Origin of the sequence: Pseudomonas sp. S5F11 (assembly GCF_019641515.1) — a bacterium.
Classification (GTDB): domain Bacteria; phylum Pseudomonadota; class Gammaproteobacteria; order Pseudomonadales; family Pseudomonadaceae; genus Aquipseudomonas; species Aquipseudomonas rhodesiae.
Genome location: NZ_JAIFJZ010000001.1, coordinates 4,475,883 through 4,494,792, shown reverse-complemented (window position 1 = coordinate 4,494,792; position 18,910 = coordinate 4,475,883). Strand labels below are relative to the sequence as shown.

16 protein-coding genes are annotated in these 18,910 nt (G+C 60.2%); 6 read left to right on the top strand and 10 right to left on the bottom strand.

The genetic code is table 11. The annotated features are described in order from the left end of the window. Positions 1-36 precede the first annotated feature (36 nt). Positions 37-3,888, top strand: a complete 3,852-nt coding sequence (locus tag K1567_RS20320; RefSeq protein ID WP_169868433.1) for a bifunctional diguanylate cyclase/phosphodiesterase — start codon at positions 37-39, stop codon at positions 3,886-3,888. Between the two features lie 228 nt (positions 3,889-4,116). Next, positions 4,117-5,370, top strand: coding sequence for a serine hydroxymethyltransferase (glyA, locus tag K1567_RS20315; RefSeq protein WP_034115170.1), 1,254 nt, complete (start codon positions 4,117-4,119; stop codon positions 5,368-5,370). 113 nt (positions 5,371-5,483) lie between these two features. On the opposite strand, the gene yjiA is transcribed toward glyA, so the two are convergent. The 3 genes from yjiA to K1567_RS20300 form a co-directional block, all read right to left on the bottom strand. Continuing rightward, positions 5,484-6,443, bottom strand: a complete 960-nt coding sequence (yjiA, locus tag K1567_RS20310) for a GTPase (protein ID WP_034100832.1) — start codon at positions 6,441-6,443, stop codon at positions 5,484-5,486. Between the two features lie 151 nt (positions 6,444-6,594). Further along, positions 6,595-6,792 carry a YbdD/YjiX family protein gene (locus K1567_RS20305; protein ID WP_003194308.1) on the bottom strand — a complete coding sequence of 66 codons (198 nt, stop codon included), beginning with the start codon at positions 6,790-6,792 and terminating at the stop codon, positions 6,595-6,597. A gap of 15 nt (positions 6,793-6,807) precedes the next feature. Beyond that, entirely contained in the window at positions 6,808-8,874 is a 2,067-nt protein-coding gene (locus K1567_RS20300; protein WP_034100834.1) for a carbon starvation CstA family protein, read from the bottom strand. 174 nt (positions 8,875-9,048) lie between these two features. Between K1567_RS20300 and K1567_RS20295 the strand changes: the two genes are divergently transcribed. Next, complete coding sequence (locus K1567_RS20295) at positions 9,049-9,417, top strand: PilZ domain-containing protein (RefSeq protein ID WP_047882031.1); 369 nt, start codon at positions 9,049-9,051, stop codon at positions 9,415-9,417. A gap of 2 nt (positions 9,418-9,419) precedes the next feature. Here the strand turns inward: K1567_RS20295 and K1567_RS20290 are convergent, their stop codons facing one another. Genes K1567_RS20290 through katB form a run of 4 tightly spaced genes read right to left on the bottom strand, consistent with a single transcriptional unit; the run spans position 9,420 to position 13,706 of the window. Further along, complete coding sequence (locus tag K1567_RS20290) at positions 9,420-10,148, bottom strand: hypothetical protein (RefSeq protein WP_220698804.1); 729 nt, start codon at positions 10,146-10,148, stop codon at positions 9,420-9,422. A 16-nt stretch (positions 10,149-10,164) separates the two neighbouring features. Continuing rightward, positions 10,165-11,532 carry a DNA repair protein RadA gene (gene radA, locus K1567_RS20285; protein ID WP_017528869.1) on the bottom strand — a complete coding sequence of 456 codons (1,368 nt, stop codon included), beginning with the start codon at positions 11,530-11,532 and terminating at the stop codon, positions 10,165-10,167. 35 nt (positions 11,533-11,567) lie between these two features. Next, the gene (locus K1567_RS20280; RefSeq protein WP_220698803.1) at positions 11,568-12,107 is read right to left on the bottom strand and encodes an ankyrin repeat domain-containing protein; all 540 of its coding nucleotides are present in this window, start codon (positions 12,105-12,107) and stop codon (positions 11,568-11,570) included. Positions 12,108-12,164: 57 nt separating this feature from the next. After that, a complete protein-coding gene (gene katB, locus K1567_RS20275) occupies positions 12,165-13,706 on the bottom strand; it encodes a catalase KatB (RefSeq protein WP_034100841.1) in 1,542 nt (513 codons plus the stop codon). A 287-nt stretch (positions 13,707-13,993) separates the two neighbouring features. Here katB and mscL point away from each other — a divergent pair, with 287 nt between their 5' ends. Further along, positions 13,994-14,410: a large-conductance mechanosensitive channel protein MscL gene (mscL, locus tag K1567_RS20270; protein ID WP_034100843.1), complete on the top strand. Its 417-nt coding sequence runs from the start codon at positions 13,994-13,996 to the stop codon at positions 14,408-14,410. Positions 14,411-14,456: 46 nt separating this feature from the next. Here mscL and K1567_RS20265 read toward each other — a convergent pair whose 3' ends face one another. Further along, entirely contained in the window at positions 14,457-15,233 is a 777-nt protein-coding gene (locus tag K1567_RS20265; RefSeq protein WP_034100845.1) for a ferredoxin--NADP reductase, read from the bottom strand. Positions 15,234-15,691: 458 nt separating this feature from the next. Between K1567_RS20265 and K1567_RS20260 the strand changes: the two genes are divergently transcribed. Together K1567_RS20260 and K1567_RS20255 are read left to right on the top strand one after the other, a co-directional pair. Further along, positions 15,692-16,402: a LuxR family transcriptional regulator gene (locus K1567_RS20260; RefSeq protein ID WP_034100847.1), complete on the top strand. Its 711-nt coding sequence runs from the start codon at positions 15,692-15,694 to the stop codon at positions 16,400-16,402. Between the two features lie 124 nt (positions 16,403-16,526). Further along, entirely contained in the window at positions 16,527-17,651 is a 1,125-nt protein-coding gene (locus K1567_RS20255) for a methyltransferase (protein WP_047882028.1), read from the top strand. A 71-nt stretch (positions 17,652-17,722) separates the two neighbouring features. Here K1567_RS20255 and K1567_RS20250 read toward each other — a convergent pair whose 3' ends face one another. Next, positions 17,723-17,890, bottom strand: a complete 168-nt coding sequence (locus K1567_RS20250) for a DUF2474 domain-containing protein (RefSeq protein WP_080758794.1) — start codon at positions 17,888-17,890, stop codon at positions 17,723-17,725. 12 nt (positions 17,891-17,902) lie between these two features. Further along, the gene (gene cydB, locus K1567_RS20245) at positions 17,903-18,910 is read right to left on the bottom strand and encodes a cytochrome d ubiquinol oxidase subunit II (RefSeq protein WP_034100851.1); all 1,008 of its coding nucleotides are present in this window, start codon (positions 18,908-18,910) and stop codon (positions 17,903-17,905) included.

The following is an 18,910-nucleotide window of genomic DNA, read 5'->3' as shown; positions in this document are numbered from 1 at the left end:
TCGCGCGCCAGTCCAGCCAAACCGCAGGATTACAGCTTGTCCAAAGTCACGCCGCCAACTCCTTTGCGCGCCGCTCATTTAGCGCCGGGAGCGCCCCTGCACGGTCCTCTTAAAGGCGCACTGGCGACGCTCGTCTTGCTGCTGCTCGCTTTATTGTTCTGGCAGTTGCTGGATCAACTGCAGCAAAACCAGAAAAACCAGCAGCAATACACCATCGACTACAGCGCCGACCTGGCCGAACAGATCAGCCTGAACATGGCCCTGAGCGCCAAGATCGCCCTGAACCTGCTGCCGATGGTCGAAGCACCGCGCGACCGCGAACAGCAACAGGCACTGATGCTGACCTTGCAACGCTCCTTGCCGGAATTACGCAGCGTGGCCCTGCTCGCCCCCAGCGGCGCGATGATCAGCGACAGCGCGCCCGATAGCCAGGACGCCGCCTGGCTCGAAGATCTGGTACAGCGCAGCCACGGCCAAGCCTATTACCTGAGCAACAACGACGACGGTTCGCTCATCTATCTGTTGCTGCACCAGCCAAGCGGCGGTTCCAGGGTGTACTGGGCGTTGCGGCTGGCACCGGAGTACCTGACCAACCTCACCCGCCAGGACAACCCGGGCCAGCGCCCGGCGTGGGCCATCGAGAACCGCCTCAACCACCGCGTGATCAGCCGTGACAGCGGCATGCCGGCCCAATGGACCAGCGCCCTGACCCCGGACGAATTGAACAAAAGTGTACTGGTCACGCCTCTGAGCAAAAGCGATTGGCAACTGCGCGGCCTGTTCGACCGCAGCGCCGTGCTTGAGGAACTGCTACCGGCGTTCATCGGCAAATGCCTCCTGGGCCTGGCCTTCTCGCTGGTCCCCGTGATCGTTCTGTTTAACATGCGCCGTCGTCAGCGCCAGGTGCATGAGGGACGCCGCCGTTACCAGGACATTTTCGAAGGCACCGGCGTGGCCCTGTGCGTGCTTGACCTATCCGGCCTCAACACGTTCTTTGAGCGCGCACACCTGCGCAGCCGCGAACAATTGAACGCCTGGCGGCATGCCAACCCGGACGACTATCGCCAACTGCTCGATGAGCTGCGCATCACCGAAGTCAACCAGGTCGCGGTACGCCTGCTCAACGTGGGTTCGTGCGAAGACGCCTGGGAACGCTTGATCAGCGATTGCCCGAACAACGTTACCTCCATCGGTTACCAGATCCTCGAAGCGGTCCTGACCCAACAGGACCAGTTAGAGCTGGAAATCCAGCTCAACGATGTGGCCGGCAACGATCAATACCTGTGGCTGGTGATGCGCTTGCCAGAGCAGCAGGACGATTTCAAGGCGGTGATCCTCAGTATCAGCGATATCACCAGTCGCAAGCTGATCGAACTGTCCCTGGTGGAGCGCGAAAGTTTCTGGTCGGACGTGGTGCGCACAGTGCCGGACCACCTGTATGTACAGGACGTGATCAGCCAGCGCATGATTTTCAGCAACCACCACTTGGGCCAGACCCTAGGCTATAACCGCGTCGAACTGCAGCAAATGGGTGAGTACTTTTGGGAAATCCTGCTGCATCCCGAAGACGCCGAGCATTATCACGACTTGCGCCAGCAGCAACGCCAGACCGGTTATGCCACCCAACTGCACTGCCAACTGCGCTTTCGCCATCGCAACAACCAGTGGCGACGTTTCGATATCCGTGAACAGGCCCTGGCCCGGGACAAAACCTCTCAAGTCACCCGCATTATCGGGGTGGCCAAGGACATTACCGACCAGATCGAAGCCAGCGAATCTCTGCGCGACAGCGAGCAGCGCTACCGCATGTTGGCCGAGAGCATCAGCGACGTGATCTGCTCCACCGACAGCAATTTGGCCCTTAATTACATCAGCCCTTCGGTCAACGCGGTGTTGGGCTATGACGTGGACTGGGTGTTCAAGAACGGCTGGCAATCGATCATCGCCAACCCGCAGCAACTGGCCGGCATTTACAGCCTGGTGGAACAGGTCAGCCGCGCCCTGGGCGACCAGGAGGCCTTGAGCAAGCTGCGCGATCAGGTGCAGACCCAACTGTTTCTGTTCGACTGCCTGCGCGCCGACGGTCGTAAAGTGCCGATCGAATTGCGGGTGGTGCTGGTGTGGGACGAGCACGGCACGTTCGAGGGCATCCTCGGTGTCGGTCGGGACATCAGCCAGCAACGCCGCGCGGAAAAAGACCTGCGCATGGCGGCCACGGTATTCGAACACTCCACGTCGGCGATCCTGATCACCGACCCGGCGGGCTATATCGTGCAGGCCAACGAAGCGTTCAGCCGGGTCAGCGGTTATGAAGTGGCGGATGTGCTCGACCAGTTACCCAACATGCTCACCGTCGACGAGCAGCAGGAAGCCCACCTGCGCTATGTGCTCAAGCAATTGCATCAGCACAGCACCTGGGAGGGCGAAGTGTGGCTCAAGCGCCGCAACGGCGAGCATTACCCGGCTTGGGTGGGTATCACCGCCGTGTTCGACGATGAAGGCGATTTGGCCAGCTACGTGTGTTTTTTCAGCGATATCAGCGAGCGCAAGGCAAGCGAGCAGCGCATCCACCGCCTGGCCTATTACGACGCCCTGACCCACCTGCCCAACCGCACATTGTTCCAGGACCGCCTGCACACTGCGTTGCAGTCGGCCGAACGGCAGAAGTCGTGGGTGGTGCTGATGTTCCTTGACCTGGACCGTTTCAAACCGATCAACGACTCCCTGGGCCATGCCGCCGGCGACCGCATGCTCAAGGAAATGGCGACCCGTCTGCTAGGTTGCGTCGCCGAAGACGACACCGTGGCGCGCATGGGCGGCGACGAGTTCACCCTGTTGCTGCAACCGCGGGTCAACCGTGAAATGGCGCTCAACCGCGCCATTCATGTGGCCGAGCAAATCCTAGCGAGCCTGGTGAGGCCGTTCGTGCTGGAGGGCCGCGAGTTCTTTGTGACCGCCAGTATCGGTATCGCCTTGAGCCCGCAGGATGGTAACGAGCTGAGCCAGCTCATGAAAAACGCCGACACCGCGATGTACCACGCGAAGGAGCGCGGCAAGAACAACTTCCAGTTCTACCAGGCCGACATGAACGCCAGCGCCCTTGAACGCCTGGAACTGGAAAGCGACCTGCGCCACGCCCTCGACCAGAACGAATTCGTGCTCTATTACCAGCCGCAATTCAGCGGCGACGGCAAACGCCTGACCGGCGCCGAGGCGCTGCTGCGCTGGCGCCATCCGCGTCGCGGGCTGGTGCCGCCGGGGGACTTTATCCCCGTGCTGGAAGAGTTGGGCCTGGTAGTAGACGTGGGCGATTGGGTTATCGCCGAGGCATGTCGCCAGCTCAAGACCTGGCACCAGAACAAAGTCCGCGTGCCGAAAGTCTCGGTGAACATCTCCGCGCGGCAATTTTCCGATGGCCAACTGGGCACCCGCATCGCCACCATTCTGAAGGACACCGGCCTGCCGCCGGCATGCCTGGAGCTTGAGCTGACGGAAAGTATCCTGATGCGCGAAGTCAACGAAGCCATGCACATCCTCGACAGCCTGAAAAACCTGGGCCTGAGCATTGCGGTGGACGACTTCGGCACTGGTTACTCGTCGCTCAACTACCTCAAGCAGTTCCCCATCGATGTCCTGAAGATCGACCGCACCTTCGTCGACGGCCTGCCGTCCGGCGAGCAGGATGCCCAGATCGCCCGCGCCATTATCGCCATGGCTCACAGCCTGAACCTGGCGGTGATCGCCGAGGGCGTGGAAACCCACGAGCAGTTGGACTTCCTGCGCGAGCATGGTTGCGACGAGGTACAGGGCTACCTGTTCGGGCGGCCAATGCCGGCGCATCGGTTCGAAGCGCAGTTCAGCAATGATGCGCTGTTCATGTTCGATTGAAGGGTGTGGCGCGGCCACAGGCCTCATCGGGGGCAAGCCCCCTCCCACATTTGAATGTATTCACAAGTCGAAGGTGGGAGGGGGCTTGCCCCCGATGAGGCCGGCACAGCCACCACCCATCCCGAAGTGAATCCCGCTTGTCCGCGACATGACGTCCTTTCATATGCCATCTAAAACCCATTGGGTTAGAATGCCCTCCTTTTCTGCCCCCGATCCTTGAGGACCGCCATGTTCAGCCGTGATTTGACTATTGCCAAGTTCGACGCCGATCTCTTCGCCGCCATGGAGCAAGAAGCCGTGCGCCAGGAAGAGCACATTGAGCTGATCGCTTCGGAAAACTACACCAGCCCCGCGGTCATGGAGGCTCAAGGTTCGGTTCTGACCAACAAGTACGCCGAAGGCTACCCAGGCAAGCGCTACTACGGTGGTTGCGAGTACGTCGACGTGGTTGAGCAACTGGCCATCGACCGCGCCAAGGAGCTGTTCGGCGCCGATTACGCCAACGTCCAGCCACATGCCGGCTCCCAAGCCAACAGCGCCGTGTACCTGGCCCTGCTGCAAGGCGGCGACACCATCCTGGGCATGAGCCTGGCCCACGGCGGTCACCTGACCCACGGTGCAAGCGTGTCCTCCTCCGGCAAGCTGTACAACGCCGTTCAATACGGTATCGATGCCAATGGCCTGATCGACTACGACGAAGTCGAGCGCCTGGCAGTCGAGCACAAACCAAAAATGATCGTGGCCGGTTTCTCTGCCTACTCGCAGATCCTGGATTTCCCACGCTTCCGCGCCATCGCCGACAAAGTGGGCGCGTACCTGTTCGTGGACATGGCCCACGTGGCCGGTCTGGTCGCCGCTGGCGTCTACCCGAACCCGGTGCCTTACGCTGACGTGGTCACCACCACCACCCACAAAACCCTGCGCGGTCCGCGTGGTGGCCTGATCCTGGCGCGCGCCAATGCCGAGATCGAGAAAAAGCTGAACTCCGCCGTGTTCCCAGGCGCCCAGGGTGGCCCGCTGGAGCATGTCATCGCCGCTAAAGCGATCTGCTTCAAGGAAGCACTGCAGCCTGAGTTCAAGACCTACCAGCAACAAGTGGTGAAGAACGCCAAGGCCATGGCCGGCGTGTTCATCGAGCGCGGCTTCGACGTGGTCTCCGGCGGTACTGAGAACCACCTGTTCCTGCTGTCGCTGATCAAGCAGGACATCTCCGGTAAAGATGCCGACGCTGCCCTGGGCAAAGCCTTCATCACCGTGAACAAAAACTCGGTACCGAACGACCCACGTTCGCCGTTCGTCACTTCCGGCCTGCGCTTCGGCACCCCGGCGGTGACCACTCGTGGCTTCAAGGAAGCCGAGTGCAAGGAACTGGCCGGCTGGATCTGCGACATCCTGGCTGACCTGAACAACGAAGCCGTGATCGACGCAGTGCGCGAAAAAGTCAAGGCGATCTGCAAGAAGCTGCCGGTATACGGCGCTTGATCGCAGTAGCTTGAACAAGAAGCCCGGCTCTTGAGCCGGGCTTTTTTATGCCTGCTCTGCAACTTGAAATGAGATCAACTGTGGGTGGGGCAAGCCCCCCTCCCACATTGTTTTCAGGGTTGGTAGACCTTGGCAAAGCCTTCGCGGATTTTGTCTTCCGGCAACTCATCGGCAATAAACACAATCACACTTTCCCGCGCTTCACCCTCGGCCCACTCGGTGTCCCAGTCGAAGCCGTAGAGTTTCAGCACGCCCTGAAACACCATGCGCCGATCTTCCCCGGCAATGTTCAGCACGCCTTTGTAGCGCAGCAATTGTTTGCCGTGGTCTTCCAACAGTTCGTTCATAAACTCGCTGAGGCGGTCGATATCCAGCGGTTGGTCGGTGCGCAGCACCAGGCTGGAGATACGGTCCACGGAAGGCGCGGCGCTCACCGGGCGCAGGCTCATGCCGGCGTTGAGATTGAAACCGCGCACGTCGAGCAATTCGCCCAGATCGATCTGCCCATGGTCGACCACACGAATCGGCGCGCGACGGTTGATGCGGGTCAGGCGTTCGCTGAGGGCGTCGAATGTGGCGTCATCCACCAAATCACGCTTGCTCACCAGCAGGCGGTCGGCAAAGCCAATCTGCGCCTGGGCGATGGTCTGGGTCAGGTGGTGCTCGGCGTGGGCTGCGTCCACCAGAGTGATGATGCCGTCGAGGATGTAGCGCTCGCGCAATTCCTCGTCGATGAAAAAAGTCTGGGCCACGGGAGCGGGGTCGGCCAGGCCGGTGCATTCGATCACCAGGCGGTCGAAGGCGATTTCGCCACTGTCCAGGCGTTCAAGCAGCAGGTACAGGGCTTTGGTCAGGTCCGTGTGGATGGTGCAGCACACGCAGCCGTTGGACAGCGTCATGACTTGCACCGGCTCCTCACCCAACAGCTGGGTGTCGATACCGGCGTCACTGAATTCGTTTTCGATCACGGCGATTTTCAGGCCGTGTTCGGCTTTGAGCAGGTGGCGCAGCAAGGTGGTTTTACCGGCGCCAAGGAAGCCGCTGAGAACGGTAACGGGAATGGGAGAGGACACAACAATTCTCCTTATAGCTGAAGAAACACAAAACAATGTGGGAGGGGGCTTGCCCCCGATAGCGGCGTGTCAGTGGCAGATAAGTGCCTGACACACTGCTGTCGGGAGCAAGCCCCCTCCCACAAGGAACACTGTCAGCCGGATTACCCGGTCAACAGCACTTGGGCCCACCCTTGCCACCGTAACGGGCTTCCTGGCGTTCGCGGAAGAACGCCTTGTAGTCCATCACTGGTTTGTCCGGGTGCTTGGTTTGCATATGCTCGACGTAGGTGTCGTAGTCGGGCATGCCGACCATCAGGCGTGCGGCCTGACCGAGGTATTTACCCAGGCGACTGATGTCATTGAACATGGCTGCAATCCTCGATCATGCGTCCGGTATGGCCTGGAACGGGGCTTCTTTATCCGTGCGTTCTTTGTTGCCCCAGGCGGCGACGCCGACCTTGAGCGCATAGAACAGGATGCTGAACACCACGAACAGAAACAGCGCCGTCAGCGTCGCGTTGGTGTAGGCATTCCAGATCACATGCTGCATCTGGTCGATGCTCTTGGCCGGCGCGAGGATCTGGCCACCGGCCAGGGCATCGCTGTACTTCTTGGCCAGGGACAGGAAGCCGATTGCCGGGTTGGCGTCGAACAGCTTGATGAAGCCTGCGGTGGTGGTGCAGATCAGCAGCCAGACCGCCGGCAGCATGGTCACCCAGATGTAGCGCTGGCGTTTCATTTTGATCAGCACCACGGTGGCCAGCATCAGCGCGATACCCGCCAGCATCTGGTTGGAGATACCGAACAGCGGCCACAAGGTGTTGATGCCGCCCAGTGGGTCGATCACCCCTTGATACAGCAGGTAACCCCACATCGCTACGCAACCGGCGGTCGCGATCAGGTTGGCAGTCCACGACTCGGTACGCTTGAGCGCCGGCACGAACGAACCCAGCAGATCCTGCAGCATGAAGCGACCGGCACGGGTACCGGCGTCGACAGCGGTGAGGATAAACAAGGCTTCGAACAGAATCGCAAAGTGGTACCAGAACGCCATGGTGTTTTCACCCGGCAGCACACTGTGCAGGATCTGCGCGATCCCCACCGCCAGGGTCGGCGCACCGCCGGCACGGGCCAGGATGGTGGTTTCGCCTATGTCATGGGCCACTGCCTGCAGCGCTTCCGGAGTGATAGCAAAACCCCAACTGCTGACCGTCTGCGCCACGGCCATCACATCCCCGCCAACTACGGCGGCCGGGCTGTTCATGGCGAAGTACACACCCGGCTCGATCACCGAGGCCGCCACCATCGCCATAATGGCCACGAACGACTCCATCAACATGCCGCCGTAACCGATGTAGCGGGCGTTGGTCTCGTTATCCAGCAGCTTGGGCGTGGTGCCCGAGGAGATCAGCGCGTGGAAACCCGAGACCGCGCCGCAAGCGATGGTGATGAACAGGAACGGGAACAGCCCGCCTTTCCACACCGGGCCGGTGCCATCGATAAACTGGGTCAGCGCCGGCATTTTCAGCTCGGGCATGGTGACCAGGATGCCGATTGCCAGGGCAATGATGGTGCCGATCTTGAGGAAGGTGGACAGGTAGTCCCGTGGGGCCAGGATCAGCCACACCGGCAGTACCGCTGCTACGAAGCCGTAGCCGATCAGCATCCAGGTGATCTGCACGCCGGTAAAGCTGAACGCCTTGGCCCACACCGGATCGGCGGCAATCTGCCCGCCCAGCCAGATCGAACCGAGCAGCAACAGCACGCCGATGATGGAAATTTCACCGATACGGCCTGGGCGGATGTAGCGCATGTAGATGCCCATGAACATCGCGATCGGGATGGTCGCCATCACGGTGAAGATGCCCCATGGGCTCTCGGCCAGGGCCTTGACCACGATCAGTGCCAGCACCGCGAGGATGATGATCATGATCAGGAAGCAGCCAAACAGCGCGATGGTCCCCGGAATGCGCCCCATCTCTTCGCGCACCATATCCCCCAGGGAACGGCCATTGCGACGGGTGGACAGGAACAGCACCATAAAGTCCTGTACCGCACCGGCCAGCACTACACCGGCAATCAGCCACAGCGTGCCGGGCAGGTAACCCATTTGCGCTGCCAGTACTGGGCCGACCAGCGGGCCTGCGCCGGCAATTGCCGCAAAGTGGTGACCGAACAGGATGTGTTTGTTGGTCGGCACATAGTCCAGACCGTCGTTATTGAGCACTGCGGGGGTGGCCCGCCGTGGGTCAAGCTGCATCACATTGTTAGCGATGAACAGGCTGTAGTACCGGTAAGCAACCAGGTAAATGGCCACTGCGGCCACCACAATCCACAAGGCGTTGATCGCCTCGCCGCGGCGCAAGGCCACTACGCCCAGGGCGCACGCTCCTACGATTGCCAGCACCAGCCAGGGTAAGTGGCGTAGCAGGCTATTATTATTTTTCATTTTTATATTCCAGCCAGGGTGGACAGAAAGGACAACCACCCGGAGTTTAGCGCTGTTGGCCTCAAAGGCCACCCCCCTCCATTGGTCTAGAGCCTTGCAACGCGGAAAAAAGCAGAAAAAACCGCCCAATGATGGCGCAGGGCTACACTCCATCCATCTCCAGAGGGTTTCACCATGACCAATCACCCGTCCGACCGCCGCTGTTTCCGCCGCATCGCCCTGGATGCGAAAACCGAACTTCGACAAAACGGCGAGGAATGGCCGGTAAAGTTGGTGGACTTGTCGTTAAAGGGCCTGGCGGTAAAACGGCCGGAGCCCTGGAAGGGCAATAAAGCCCTGCCGTTCGACGTCGATATCCGTCTGGACCCAAAGGCGCATATCAAAATGCAGGTCAAGCTGACCCACGACGATCACGGCCAACTGGGCTTTGTGTGCAAAGAGATCGACTTGGATTCGATCAGCCACTTGCGGCGGCTGATCGAGTTGAACCTCGGCGATCAAGCGGAACTTGAGCGAGAGTTGGGCGCGTTATTGGAGGTATAAGCTCAGGGAAACGCCTCGCGAGCGGGAAACTCGCTTTCCATGTCCCAGTAACCCTTTTTCTGACTCGACGCGACTTGCCATTGCCCGTCGACATAGCGATACGTCTGGTAGCGCGTGGTGAAATCGTCCTCACCGTCGCCGTCCATAAAAGACGATACCTGCAACAGTTCATCCGGCCCGCCATTGTCCGGCGTCGCCACCTGCCAGTCAGCCTTTCCGGTGTGCGCCAGGGTCAGCGGCTGGGATTTGCCGTCCGCGCCGGTGAAGCTCAGCGGTGTGAGTTGCTGCTTGGCCGGTAGCAGCATTTGGGTGGCTGGGCCGCTGTAAGTGCCCATTGGCGCAGTCATGTCGATGCTCAAAAAATACACAGGTTCGGGCAAACCCTTGAGCGGGGCCTCGCTGACCTCGGCCAGTGGGTAGCCGAGGTCCTGTTGCGCGATCACCTGATCGGCAGCCGACACCAGGCGCACTTGAGCCTCAAGCAACGGGTTGTCGACCAGATCGCCGGGCTCGTCGAACGAGTCCTCATCCAGCCCGCTGCCCCAGCTGTCCTTGTGCATCTGCGCGCTGATGCGCTGGTCTTCCAGGATCTGCAACTGGCTGCCCTGCTCGGTTGCCAGGGTTTGCGCCAGGCGATAGCCCGCCGGCGGCGCCGCCGCCCAGGTCATGGCGGAGGCGGCGGTCAGGGTGACAAATAGGGCGGCAATGCCCCAGTGCTTGGATCGTTGCATAGCGGCCCGTCCTGATTTATTCGAAAAGTGCATCCAGCGCCTGCTCCAGTCGCGTCACCGCAATGATCTGCAACCCCGCCGGCGCTTCCTTCGGCGCGTTGCCCTTGGGCACGATCGCGCGCTTGAAGCCGTGCTTGGCGGCTTCCTTGAGACGTTCCTGACCGCTCGGCACCGGGCGCACTTCGCCGGACAGGCCGACCTCACCAAATACCAACAGGTCGTGGGGCAACGGCCGATTGCGCAGGCTGGACATCACCGCCGCCATCAACGCCAGGTCCGACGCGGTTTCCAGCACCTTGACCCCGCCGACCACGTTAAGGAACACGTCTTGATCGTGGGTCGGAATGCCGCCATGGCGGTGCAGCACCGCGAGCAGCATCGCCAGACGGTTCTGATCCAAGCCAAGGGTGACGCGGCGCGGGTTGGCCAAATGGCTGTCATCCACCAGCGCCTGCACTTCCACCAACATTGGCCGGGTGCCTTCCCACGTCGCCATTACCACGCTACCGGGGACTTCTTCTTGAGCGCGAGTCAGGAAAATCGCCGAAGGGTTGGAGACTTCTTTCAACCCGCGGTCGGTCATGGCGAATACGCCCAGCTCGTTGACCGCGCCGAAGCGGTTTTTCACTGCCCGCAACAAGCGCAGACGGCCGTCGGACTCGCCCTCGAAATACAAAACCGTGTCGACCATATGTTCCAGCACCCGAGGCCCGGCCAAGGCGCCTTCTTTGGTCACATGGCCGACCAGGAAAATCGCCGTGCCGCTCTGCTTGGCATAACGCACCAGCAGCGCCGCGCTCTCACGCACCTGGGACACGCCGCCCGGCGCCGACTGCAATTGCTCGGTGAAAATCGTCTGGATCGAGTCGATCACCATGACTTTCGGCTTTTCGATCCGCGCCGTGGCGATGATGCTTTCGATGCAGGTCTCGGTCATCACCCGCAACTGGTCCTGGGGCAGGCCCAGACGACGGGCGCGCATGGCCACTTGTTGCTGGGATTCTTCACCGGTGACGTACAGCGCCGGCATGCGGCTGGCGATGCTGCACAAGGTCTGCAACAGGATGGTCGACTTACCGATGCCTGGGTCGCCGCCGATCAGCACCACTGAGCCATCCACCAAGCCGCCGCCCAGCACCCGGTCAAGTTCGCCGGATGCCGTGGAAAAACGCGGGATTTCTTCGACGCTGACTTCAGCCAGGGTTTTGATCTGCGCCTGTTGCCCGGTCCAGCCGGCGCGACCGGTAGGCGCCGCCGCCCCGCCGCTCTCGATCATGGTTTCCGTCAGGGTGTTCCACGCCCCGCATTCGCCGCACTGGCCGGCCCACTTGGGAAAGGTCGCGCCGCACTCCGTGCAGCCGTACATGCGCTTGGCCTTTGCCATTCGAGAACCTCCAACCGAAAAACCGCGATGATAGCTCAGCGCGACGCTGGGGGCCGGATTTCACCACTGGCCAATCGCGAGGCGCTATTGCCCACCGGGTCTTCGGCGTTGAGGTCGGCGCCCTTGGCCTTCAGTTCATCCAGCAGTTCGACGCGCTTGAACAGCCCGGCGTACATGGCGGCGGTCTGCCCGGCGCCGTTGCGCTGGTCGGGGTTGCAGTCGGTGGCCAGCAAGCGCTGGGCGATTTTCAGCTCACCCTTGAAGATTGCGCCCATCAGCGCGGTATTGCCGCGTTTGTCCTGCACACAGGCATCGGCACCGGCGGCGAGCAAACGATCCACGAACGGAGCCTGGCCGTGGTAGGCGGCCAGGATCAGGGCGGTGTAGCCCTTGTCGTCCTGGGTATTGAGGCTGTAGCCGGACTCGATGAAGGTATTGAGCATATCGAGGTCGCCACGGCGGGCGGCGTCGAAGTAATAGTCCTGCAACTGCGCTTTGAGCGCGGCGGGATCGGGGGATTCAGCCTGGGCGGTGAACGCCAGCAGGGCGATCAGCAAACCGATAGTTAAACGCATGGGTTTTCTCCTGCCAGGGATCGGCGCCGCTGGCCGGCGCCGATCGGAACCAACGGATCAGTCGGTCAGTTTGTCGGCCAACGCCTTCACGCGGGCCAGGTCACCCTTGGCGACCTTGGCCACACCGGTGCCGTATTCCGGATCAGCCTTGTAAAGGAAGGACAGGATGATGTGCTTGCTCACGTCGTCCGTTGTAGCCAGGGAACCACCGAAGTTTTCGATTAGGTTCTGACGCTCTTTCTGACTGTACGAACGGTACAGATCACCGGCCTGCTTGAAGTTCTGCTCACGCTGGATCTTCGCTTGCTGGGTGCTGCCGGTCAGCGGCAACTGGCTGTAGCGCGCGGCTTGTGGCTCTTCCCGCGGCTCCAGGCGGCTTGGCTGATAGTTCACTCCGCTGCTGGTTTTACCGCTGTTCATCGCGCCATCCTGGTTGCCGTTGTTGACGGTCACGCGTGGGGCGTTGATCGGCAGTTGCAGGGCATTGGCGCCCAGGCGGTACATCTGGGTATCGGCGTAGGAGAACACCCGACCTTGCAGCAGACGGTCTTCAGACGGCTCGATGCCCGGCACCAGATTGGCCGGCGCCATGGCGACTTGTTCGGTCTCCTGGAATACGTTAGCCGGATTGCGGTTCAGTACCATCTGCCCCACTTTGCGCTCGGGCACATTCGGCCAGATCTTAGTAGCGTCCAGTGGATCGAAGTCGAACTTGGCCAAGTCTTCCGGTTTGAGCACCTGCACATACAAGTCCCACTTAGGGAAGTCGCCCTTGTTGATATGGGTGACCAAGTCGTTAGTCATGTGGCTGTAATCACGCCCTTGCACATCGACCACTTGTTTCGGATCCAAGTTCTTGATGCCTTGCAGGCTCTTCCAATGGAACTTGACGTAGTGCACTTCCCCTTTGGCGTTAATCAACTTGTAAGCATGTACGCCATTACCGTCCATCTCCCGGTAACTGTCAGGCGTGCCGTAGTCCGAGTACAACTCGGTGAGGGTGCGGGTTGCTTCGGGAACATGGGAGAAGAAGTCGAAACGGCGGGAGTCGTCGTCCAGGTTAGTGCGCGGGTCGGGTTTGAATGCGTGCACCATATCTGGGAACTTGATGGCGTCGCGGATAAAGAACGTCGGGAAGTTATTCCCGACCAGGTCCCAGTTGCCGTCGGCCGTGTAGAACTTGGTGGCGAAGCCGCGCGGATCACGCAGGGTTTCCGGGGAATGGTTGCCATGCACCACGGCGGAGAAGCGCACGAACACCGGGGTTGTTTCGCCGGGAGCAAATACTTTGGCCTTGGTCAGGTCGCTGAGGCCATCGGTGACGGTGAAGGTGCCGTGGGCACCGGTGCCGCGCGCGTGCACCACGCGCTCGGGGATGCGTTCGCGGTCGAAGCGTTGCAGTTTCTGAATCAGTTGCACGTCTTGTAACAGCGCCGGGCCGGTGGCGCCGGCGGTCTGGGAGTTCTGGTTGTCGCCAACGGCGGCACCGTTGTCACGCGTGAGGGTGGCGGCGTGTACAGACAGGGAAAGCAGGCTGGCGGTGGCCAGGATCAACGCGTGCCGCGTCAAAACCGGGCCGCGGCTGAGTGAGTTTTTCATCAAGGTTTCCTCTGGTTTTTTTGATGCACATTCAGTTGTGCTTGCCAGAGGCTAGTGACCCAAGAGTCAGAAGATAAATAGAAAAGCCGTACCAGCCCGATTAACAAAATAATCTGGTAAGCCACTGAAATTCTGGGTATTTCGCGCGCGACTGATGGCACTTTGCAAACTATTTGCGTTTTAATGTGTCGATAAAAACCAACAGTGCTAAGAGTTGTTTCGCGCAAGCCCGCAACGACTGACTTACACTGAGCCCCACCCTTCTCATCTGTAACAAGGAATAACCTATGGGCGTGATCAGTGAGTTCAAGGCCTTCGCGGTCAAAGGTAATGTGGTCGACATGGCCGTCGGTATCATCATCGGCGCCGCCTTCGGCAAAATTGTTTCCTCGTTTGTAGGCGACGTGGTGATGCCGCCTCTCGGTCTGTTGATCGGCGGGGTGGACTTCGGTGATCTGGCGATCACCCTCAAGGCAGCCCAAGGCGACGCACCGGCTGTGGTGCTGGCCTACGGCAAGTTCATCCAGAGCGTGGTCGACTTCCTGATTGTGGCGTTTGCGATCTTCATGGGCGTGAAGGTGATCAACCGTCTCAAGCGCGAAGAGGCCAAGGCGCCGACCCTGCCGCCGACGCCGACCAAGGAAGAAGTGTTGTTGGGCGAGATCCGCGATCTGCTCAAGGCACAGCACGACAAACCGCTTTAAACCGCAGCGGTTTGGAAAAAAGGCGCCTCCAGCAGGCGCCTTTTGTTTACCAGTAGTTTTCCACCGCCACCTGGCCAGGGCGCCGGGATAGCGACAGATTCATGTCGCGTTTTTTCAGCAACTGACGGGTGTCATCGACCATTTGCGGGTTACCGCAAATCAGCACGCGTGAGTGTTCGGGGCTCAACTCTACGCCGGCCGCGCGCTCCAGTTCGCCGTTTTCGATCAGCGTGGTGATACGCCCATTCAGCGCGCCAGGGTGCTGCTCGCGGGTGACGATGGGCAAGTAGGTAAGCTTATGCGCGTACTCGGCCAGGTACTCGCGCTCGCCCAGCTCCTTAATCAACGCCTGATAGGCCAGTTCCTTGGCTTCGCGGGCGCTGTACACCAGGATGATGCGCTCGAATTTCTCCCAGGCTTCGAAGTCCTGCAGGATCGACAGAAACGGCGCCACCCCGGTGCCCGTGCCCAGCAGCCATAGGTCACGACCATCGACGAAGCGGTTCAACGTCAAGTAACCCGTGGCCTGGCGCTCCACCATCAACGTATCGCCGACGCGCAGGCGGCTCAGTTCACTGGTGAACTCCCCGCCGGGGACGACAATCGAGAAAAAATCCAAATATTCATCGAAGGGCGCCGACACCACCGAATACGCACGCCAGACCGTGCTGCCATCGGCTTTGGTGACGCCCAGGCGCACAAACTGGCCGGCGGTAAAACGAAAGCCGGGGTCACGGGTGGTACGCAGGGTGAACAGGCTGGGGGTCAGCGATTGCACATCGAGCAAGGTCTGACAGGTGTATTTTTCAGCACTGGCCGTCATGGGGAACTCCGTTCTGCAGAAGGCGCTAGTGTCCCTCAAAGCGGCGCCGGCTAACACCGATGATTGAAATCTCCTGACCCAATATGCGAGCAAGTGATGTTCTAACGCTGTAAAGACCACTAACTATTTAAGGTTATTAGCGCCGCAATCCTGTATGAACGCGCACTAATTATTTGGCTATTAATCCACTACCAAACTAAAACCATTCCCTATCATCCAATCAAAAGATATCAAATTGATATTATGCGCAGCCCCCTTGAATCCAATGGGAAGGCCATAAGCAAGGCGAAATTAATTACACAGAATTCCGATTCTTGTATAAGGCCAACGCTTTAAATAGCCACCTAACATACTGATTTTTTCATACGAATAAATAGCCCATGTCCTACACTCTTTTCCGTGCAGCGTTGGGATTCAGGACGTACCCAAGTCACATATACACCCATGGAGAGTTATCGATGGTCAACTGGCGCAATACACGGGTCCCCAAACTGGAAGAAGAGGACGAGATCACCAGTGTCTTCGAGATGGTTATCAATGAAACATATTCACTCGGCTTCCAATTCTGCTCATTCAAGATGAGTGCACAACATCAAAACAGTCAAAATGTCATCTTCGAGAAGAACAGCTATCCAAACGAATGGAACACGTTATACCGAGAAGCGCATTTCTCCAGCACTGATCCTGTCATGTCTCATTGCCAACGCTCTGTCCTGCCCTTTGTCTGGAAAGAAAGTGCATTTAACAGCGCACCTCACTTGTGGGAACTGGCCACCTCCTATGGCGTTCATCTGGGCTGGACTCAACCACTGCATGGGCCTCAGGGCGTCTTCAGCATGCTAACTCTAAGTCGTGGCAGAGGTGAGATCACACCGGAGGAGCTGTATGAAAAAGCCGGCAATGCGCTCTGGCTGTGTCATGCAATGCATACCGTGGTGGCGAATAAGTACGCCGATGGGCCAGCCGCGAAACCATGCAGCAAGCTGACGCCCCGCGAGATCGAAGTATTGCGCTGGTCTGCACTGGGCAAGACCGCTGCCGAGATTGCACAGATCCTGTGTTTGTCCGAACGTACAGTCGGCTTTCACAATTGCAGCTCGATGCGAAAACTGGGGGTCAACAATAAAATCGCGGCCGTGATGGTGGCCGCAAAGGCTGGGTTTCTTTAAACATCGCATGTAATCCGCATGAAAAAACCGTAACATTTACGACCAGTTCCGGGTGATGACGCGGCGCGCGCCGGCGCGTCGTCGTTCACCCCAATGGTTCGATTACCCAGAGTTTTCTCCCCCCATGCCCCTGCTCGACAGCCCCTTCGCTCAGCTCGATCTGATCCGCCAACCCGAGCAGCACAACGACCCGCTGCAAGCCTTCGACGCCGCCGACGAATACCTGCTCAACCACTTGGCCGCCCAGCGGCCGAGCGTCGACACCCGCGTGTTGGTGCTCAATGACAGCTTTGGCGCTTTGGCGGCCAGTCTGCAAGGCCAGGTGCAGGTGATTTCCAGCGGCGACTCGTTTCTGGCGGCCCAGGGCCTGGAAAAAAACCTGGTGCGCAACGCCAAGGCGTTCGATGCAGTGCCGTTCATTCCCGCCAGCGAAACCCCAACCGGGCCGTTCGACCGCGTGCTGATCCGCGTGCCGAAAACCCTGGCGCTGCTTGAGGAACAGTTGATCCGCTTACAAGGCCAACTGGCCCCGGGCGCCGAAGTGATTGCCGGGGCGATGGTCAAACACCTGCCACGCGCAGCCGGTGACCTGCTGGAGCGTTACATCGGGCCGATGCACGCCTCACTGGCGGCGAAGAAAGCTCGCCTGTTGATCGCCACCGTTGCCGAGCGCCCCGCCGCCGCCTCGCCCTACCCGACCCGCTACCGCCTGGATACACCCGCCATCGAGCTGCTGAACCACGCCAACGTGTTCTGCCGTGAAGGCCTGGACATCGGCACCCGCGCCTTCCTGCCGCACTTGCCCACCGGCCTGGGTAACGCCCGCGTTGCCGACCTCGGCTGCGGCAACGGCGTATTGGCGATTGCCAGCGCACTGCACAACCCCGACGCCCACTACACCCTGGTGGACGAGTCCTACATGGCCGTGCAATCGGCCCGTGAAAACTGGCAGGCCGCGCTGGGTGAACGTGACGTGAGCGTGCGCGCCGCCGATGGCCTGGCCGGCCAAGAGCCGCAGTCCCTGGACGTGGTGCTGTGCAATCCGCCGTTCCACCAGCAGCAGGTGGTGGGCGATTTCCTCGCCTGGCGCATGTTCCAGCAGGCCCGCGAGGCTTTGGTGGTGGGCGGTGCGCTGTATATCGTCGGTAACCGTCACTTGGGTTATCACAGCAAACTGGCGCGGTTGTTCCGCGGCGTCGAGCAAGTGGCGGCCACGCCCAAGTTCGTGATTCTCAAAGCGCGCAAATAAAAAAGACCCCGCCCCTACAAGATGTAGGAGCAGGGTCAAAAAACCGTGCCGCAAGGCAACGGGATGGGATGTCAGTGAGTGGTCAGGCCGGCCGCATTCATAAACATGCGCATCAGGCTAGCGACAACAAACAGCACCAGCACACTGCCGGTCCAGATCATTGCCAACCACCCCAGGCGCCGCCACAGCGGCTGCTTTTCCGCCTGTTCGATCTCGTGCAACGAAGGTTTGCCGGACATGTCACGCCCCTCCTAGTGATAACCGTCTTCGTGGGTGACCTTGCCGCGGAACACGTAGTAGCTCCAGAAGGTGTAGCCCAGGATGAACGGGATGATGAACAAGGTGCCCACCAGCATGAAGCCTTGGCTCTGCGGCGGCGCGGCGGCATCCCAGATCGATACGGACGGCGGCACGATGTTCGGCCACAGGCTGATCCCCAAACCGCTATAGCCGAGGAAAATCAGCACCAACGTCAGCAAGAACGGCGTGTAGTGCGCATTGCGGGCCACCGCACGGATCAGCCCGTACATGGTCACCAGCACCAGCAGCGGCACCGGCAGGAACCAGAACAGATTTGGCAGGGTGAACCAGCGCGAGGCGATTTCCGGGTGCGACAGCGGGGTCCACAGGCTGACGATGCCGATCACCGCCAGCACCACGAACGCCAGCGGCCGCGCCAGGTTGTGCATCTGTTCCTGCAACTTGCCTTCGGTCTTCATGATCAGCCAGGTGCAGCCGAGCAACGCATAGGCGACGATCAGCGCCACGCCGCAGAACACGGTGAACGGCGTGAGCCAGTCCAGCGAACCGCCGGCGAACTGGCGATTGACCACCGGAATGCCGTCGATAAATGCCCCCAGCGCCACGCCCTGGAAGAACGTCGCCGCCAGCGAACCGCCGATGAAGGCCTTGTCCCACAGGTGGCGCTTGGCGTCTTTGGCCTTGAAGCGGAACTCAAAGGCCACGCCGCGGAAGATCAGCCCCACCAGCATCAGGATCAGCGGCAGGTACAGCGCCGACAGCACCACCGAATACGCCAGCGGAAACGCGCCGAACAACGCCGCGCCGCCCAGCACCAGCCAGGTTTCGTTGCCGTCCCAGACCGGCGCGACGGTGTTCATCATCACGTCGCGGTCGACCTTGCCCGGAATAAACGGAAAGAGGATGCCGATACCCAGGTCGAAGCCGTCCATCACCACGTACATCATGATGCCGAAGATGATGATCACGGCCCAGATCAGCGGAAGATCAATACCCAT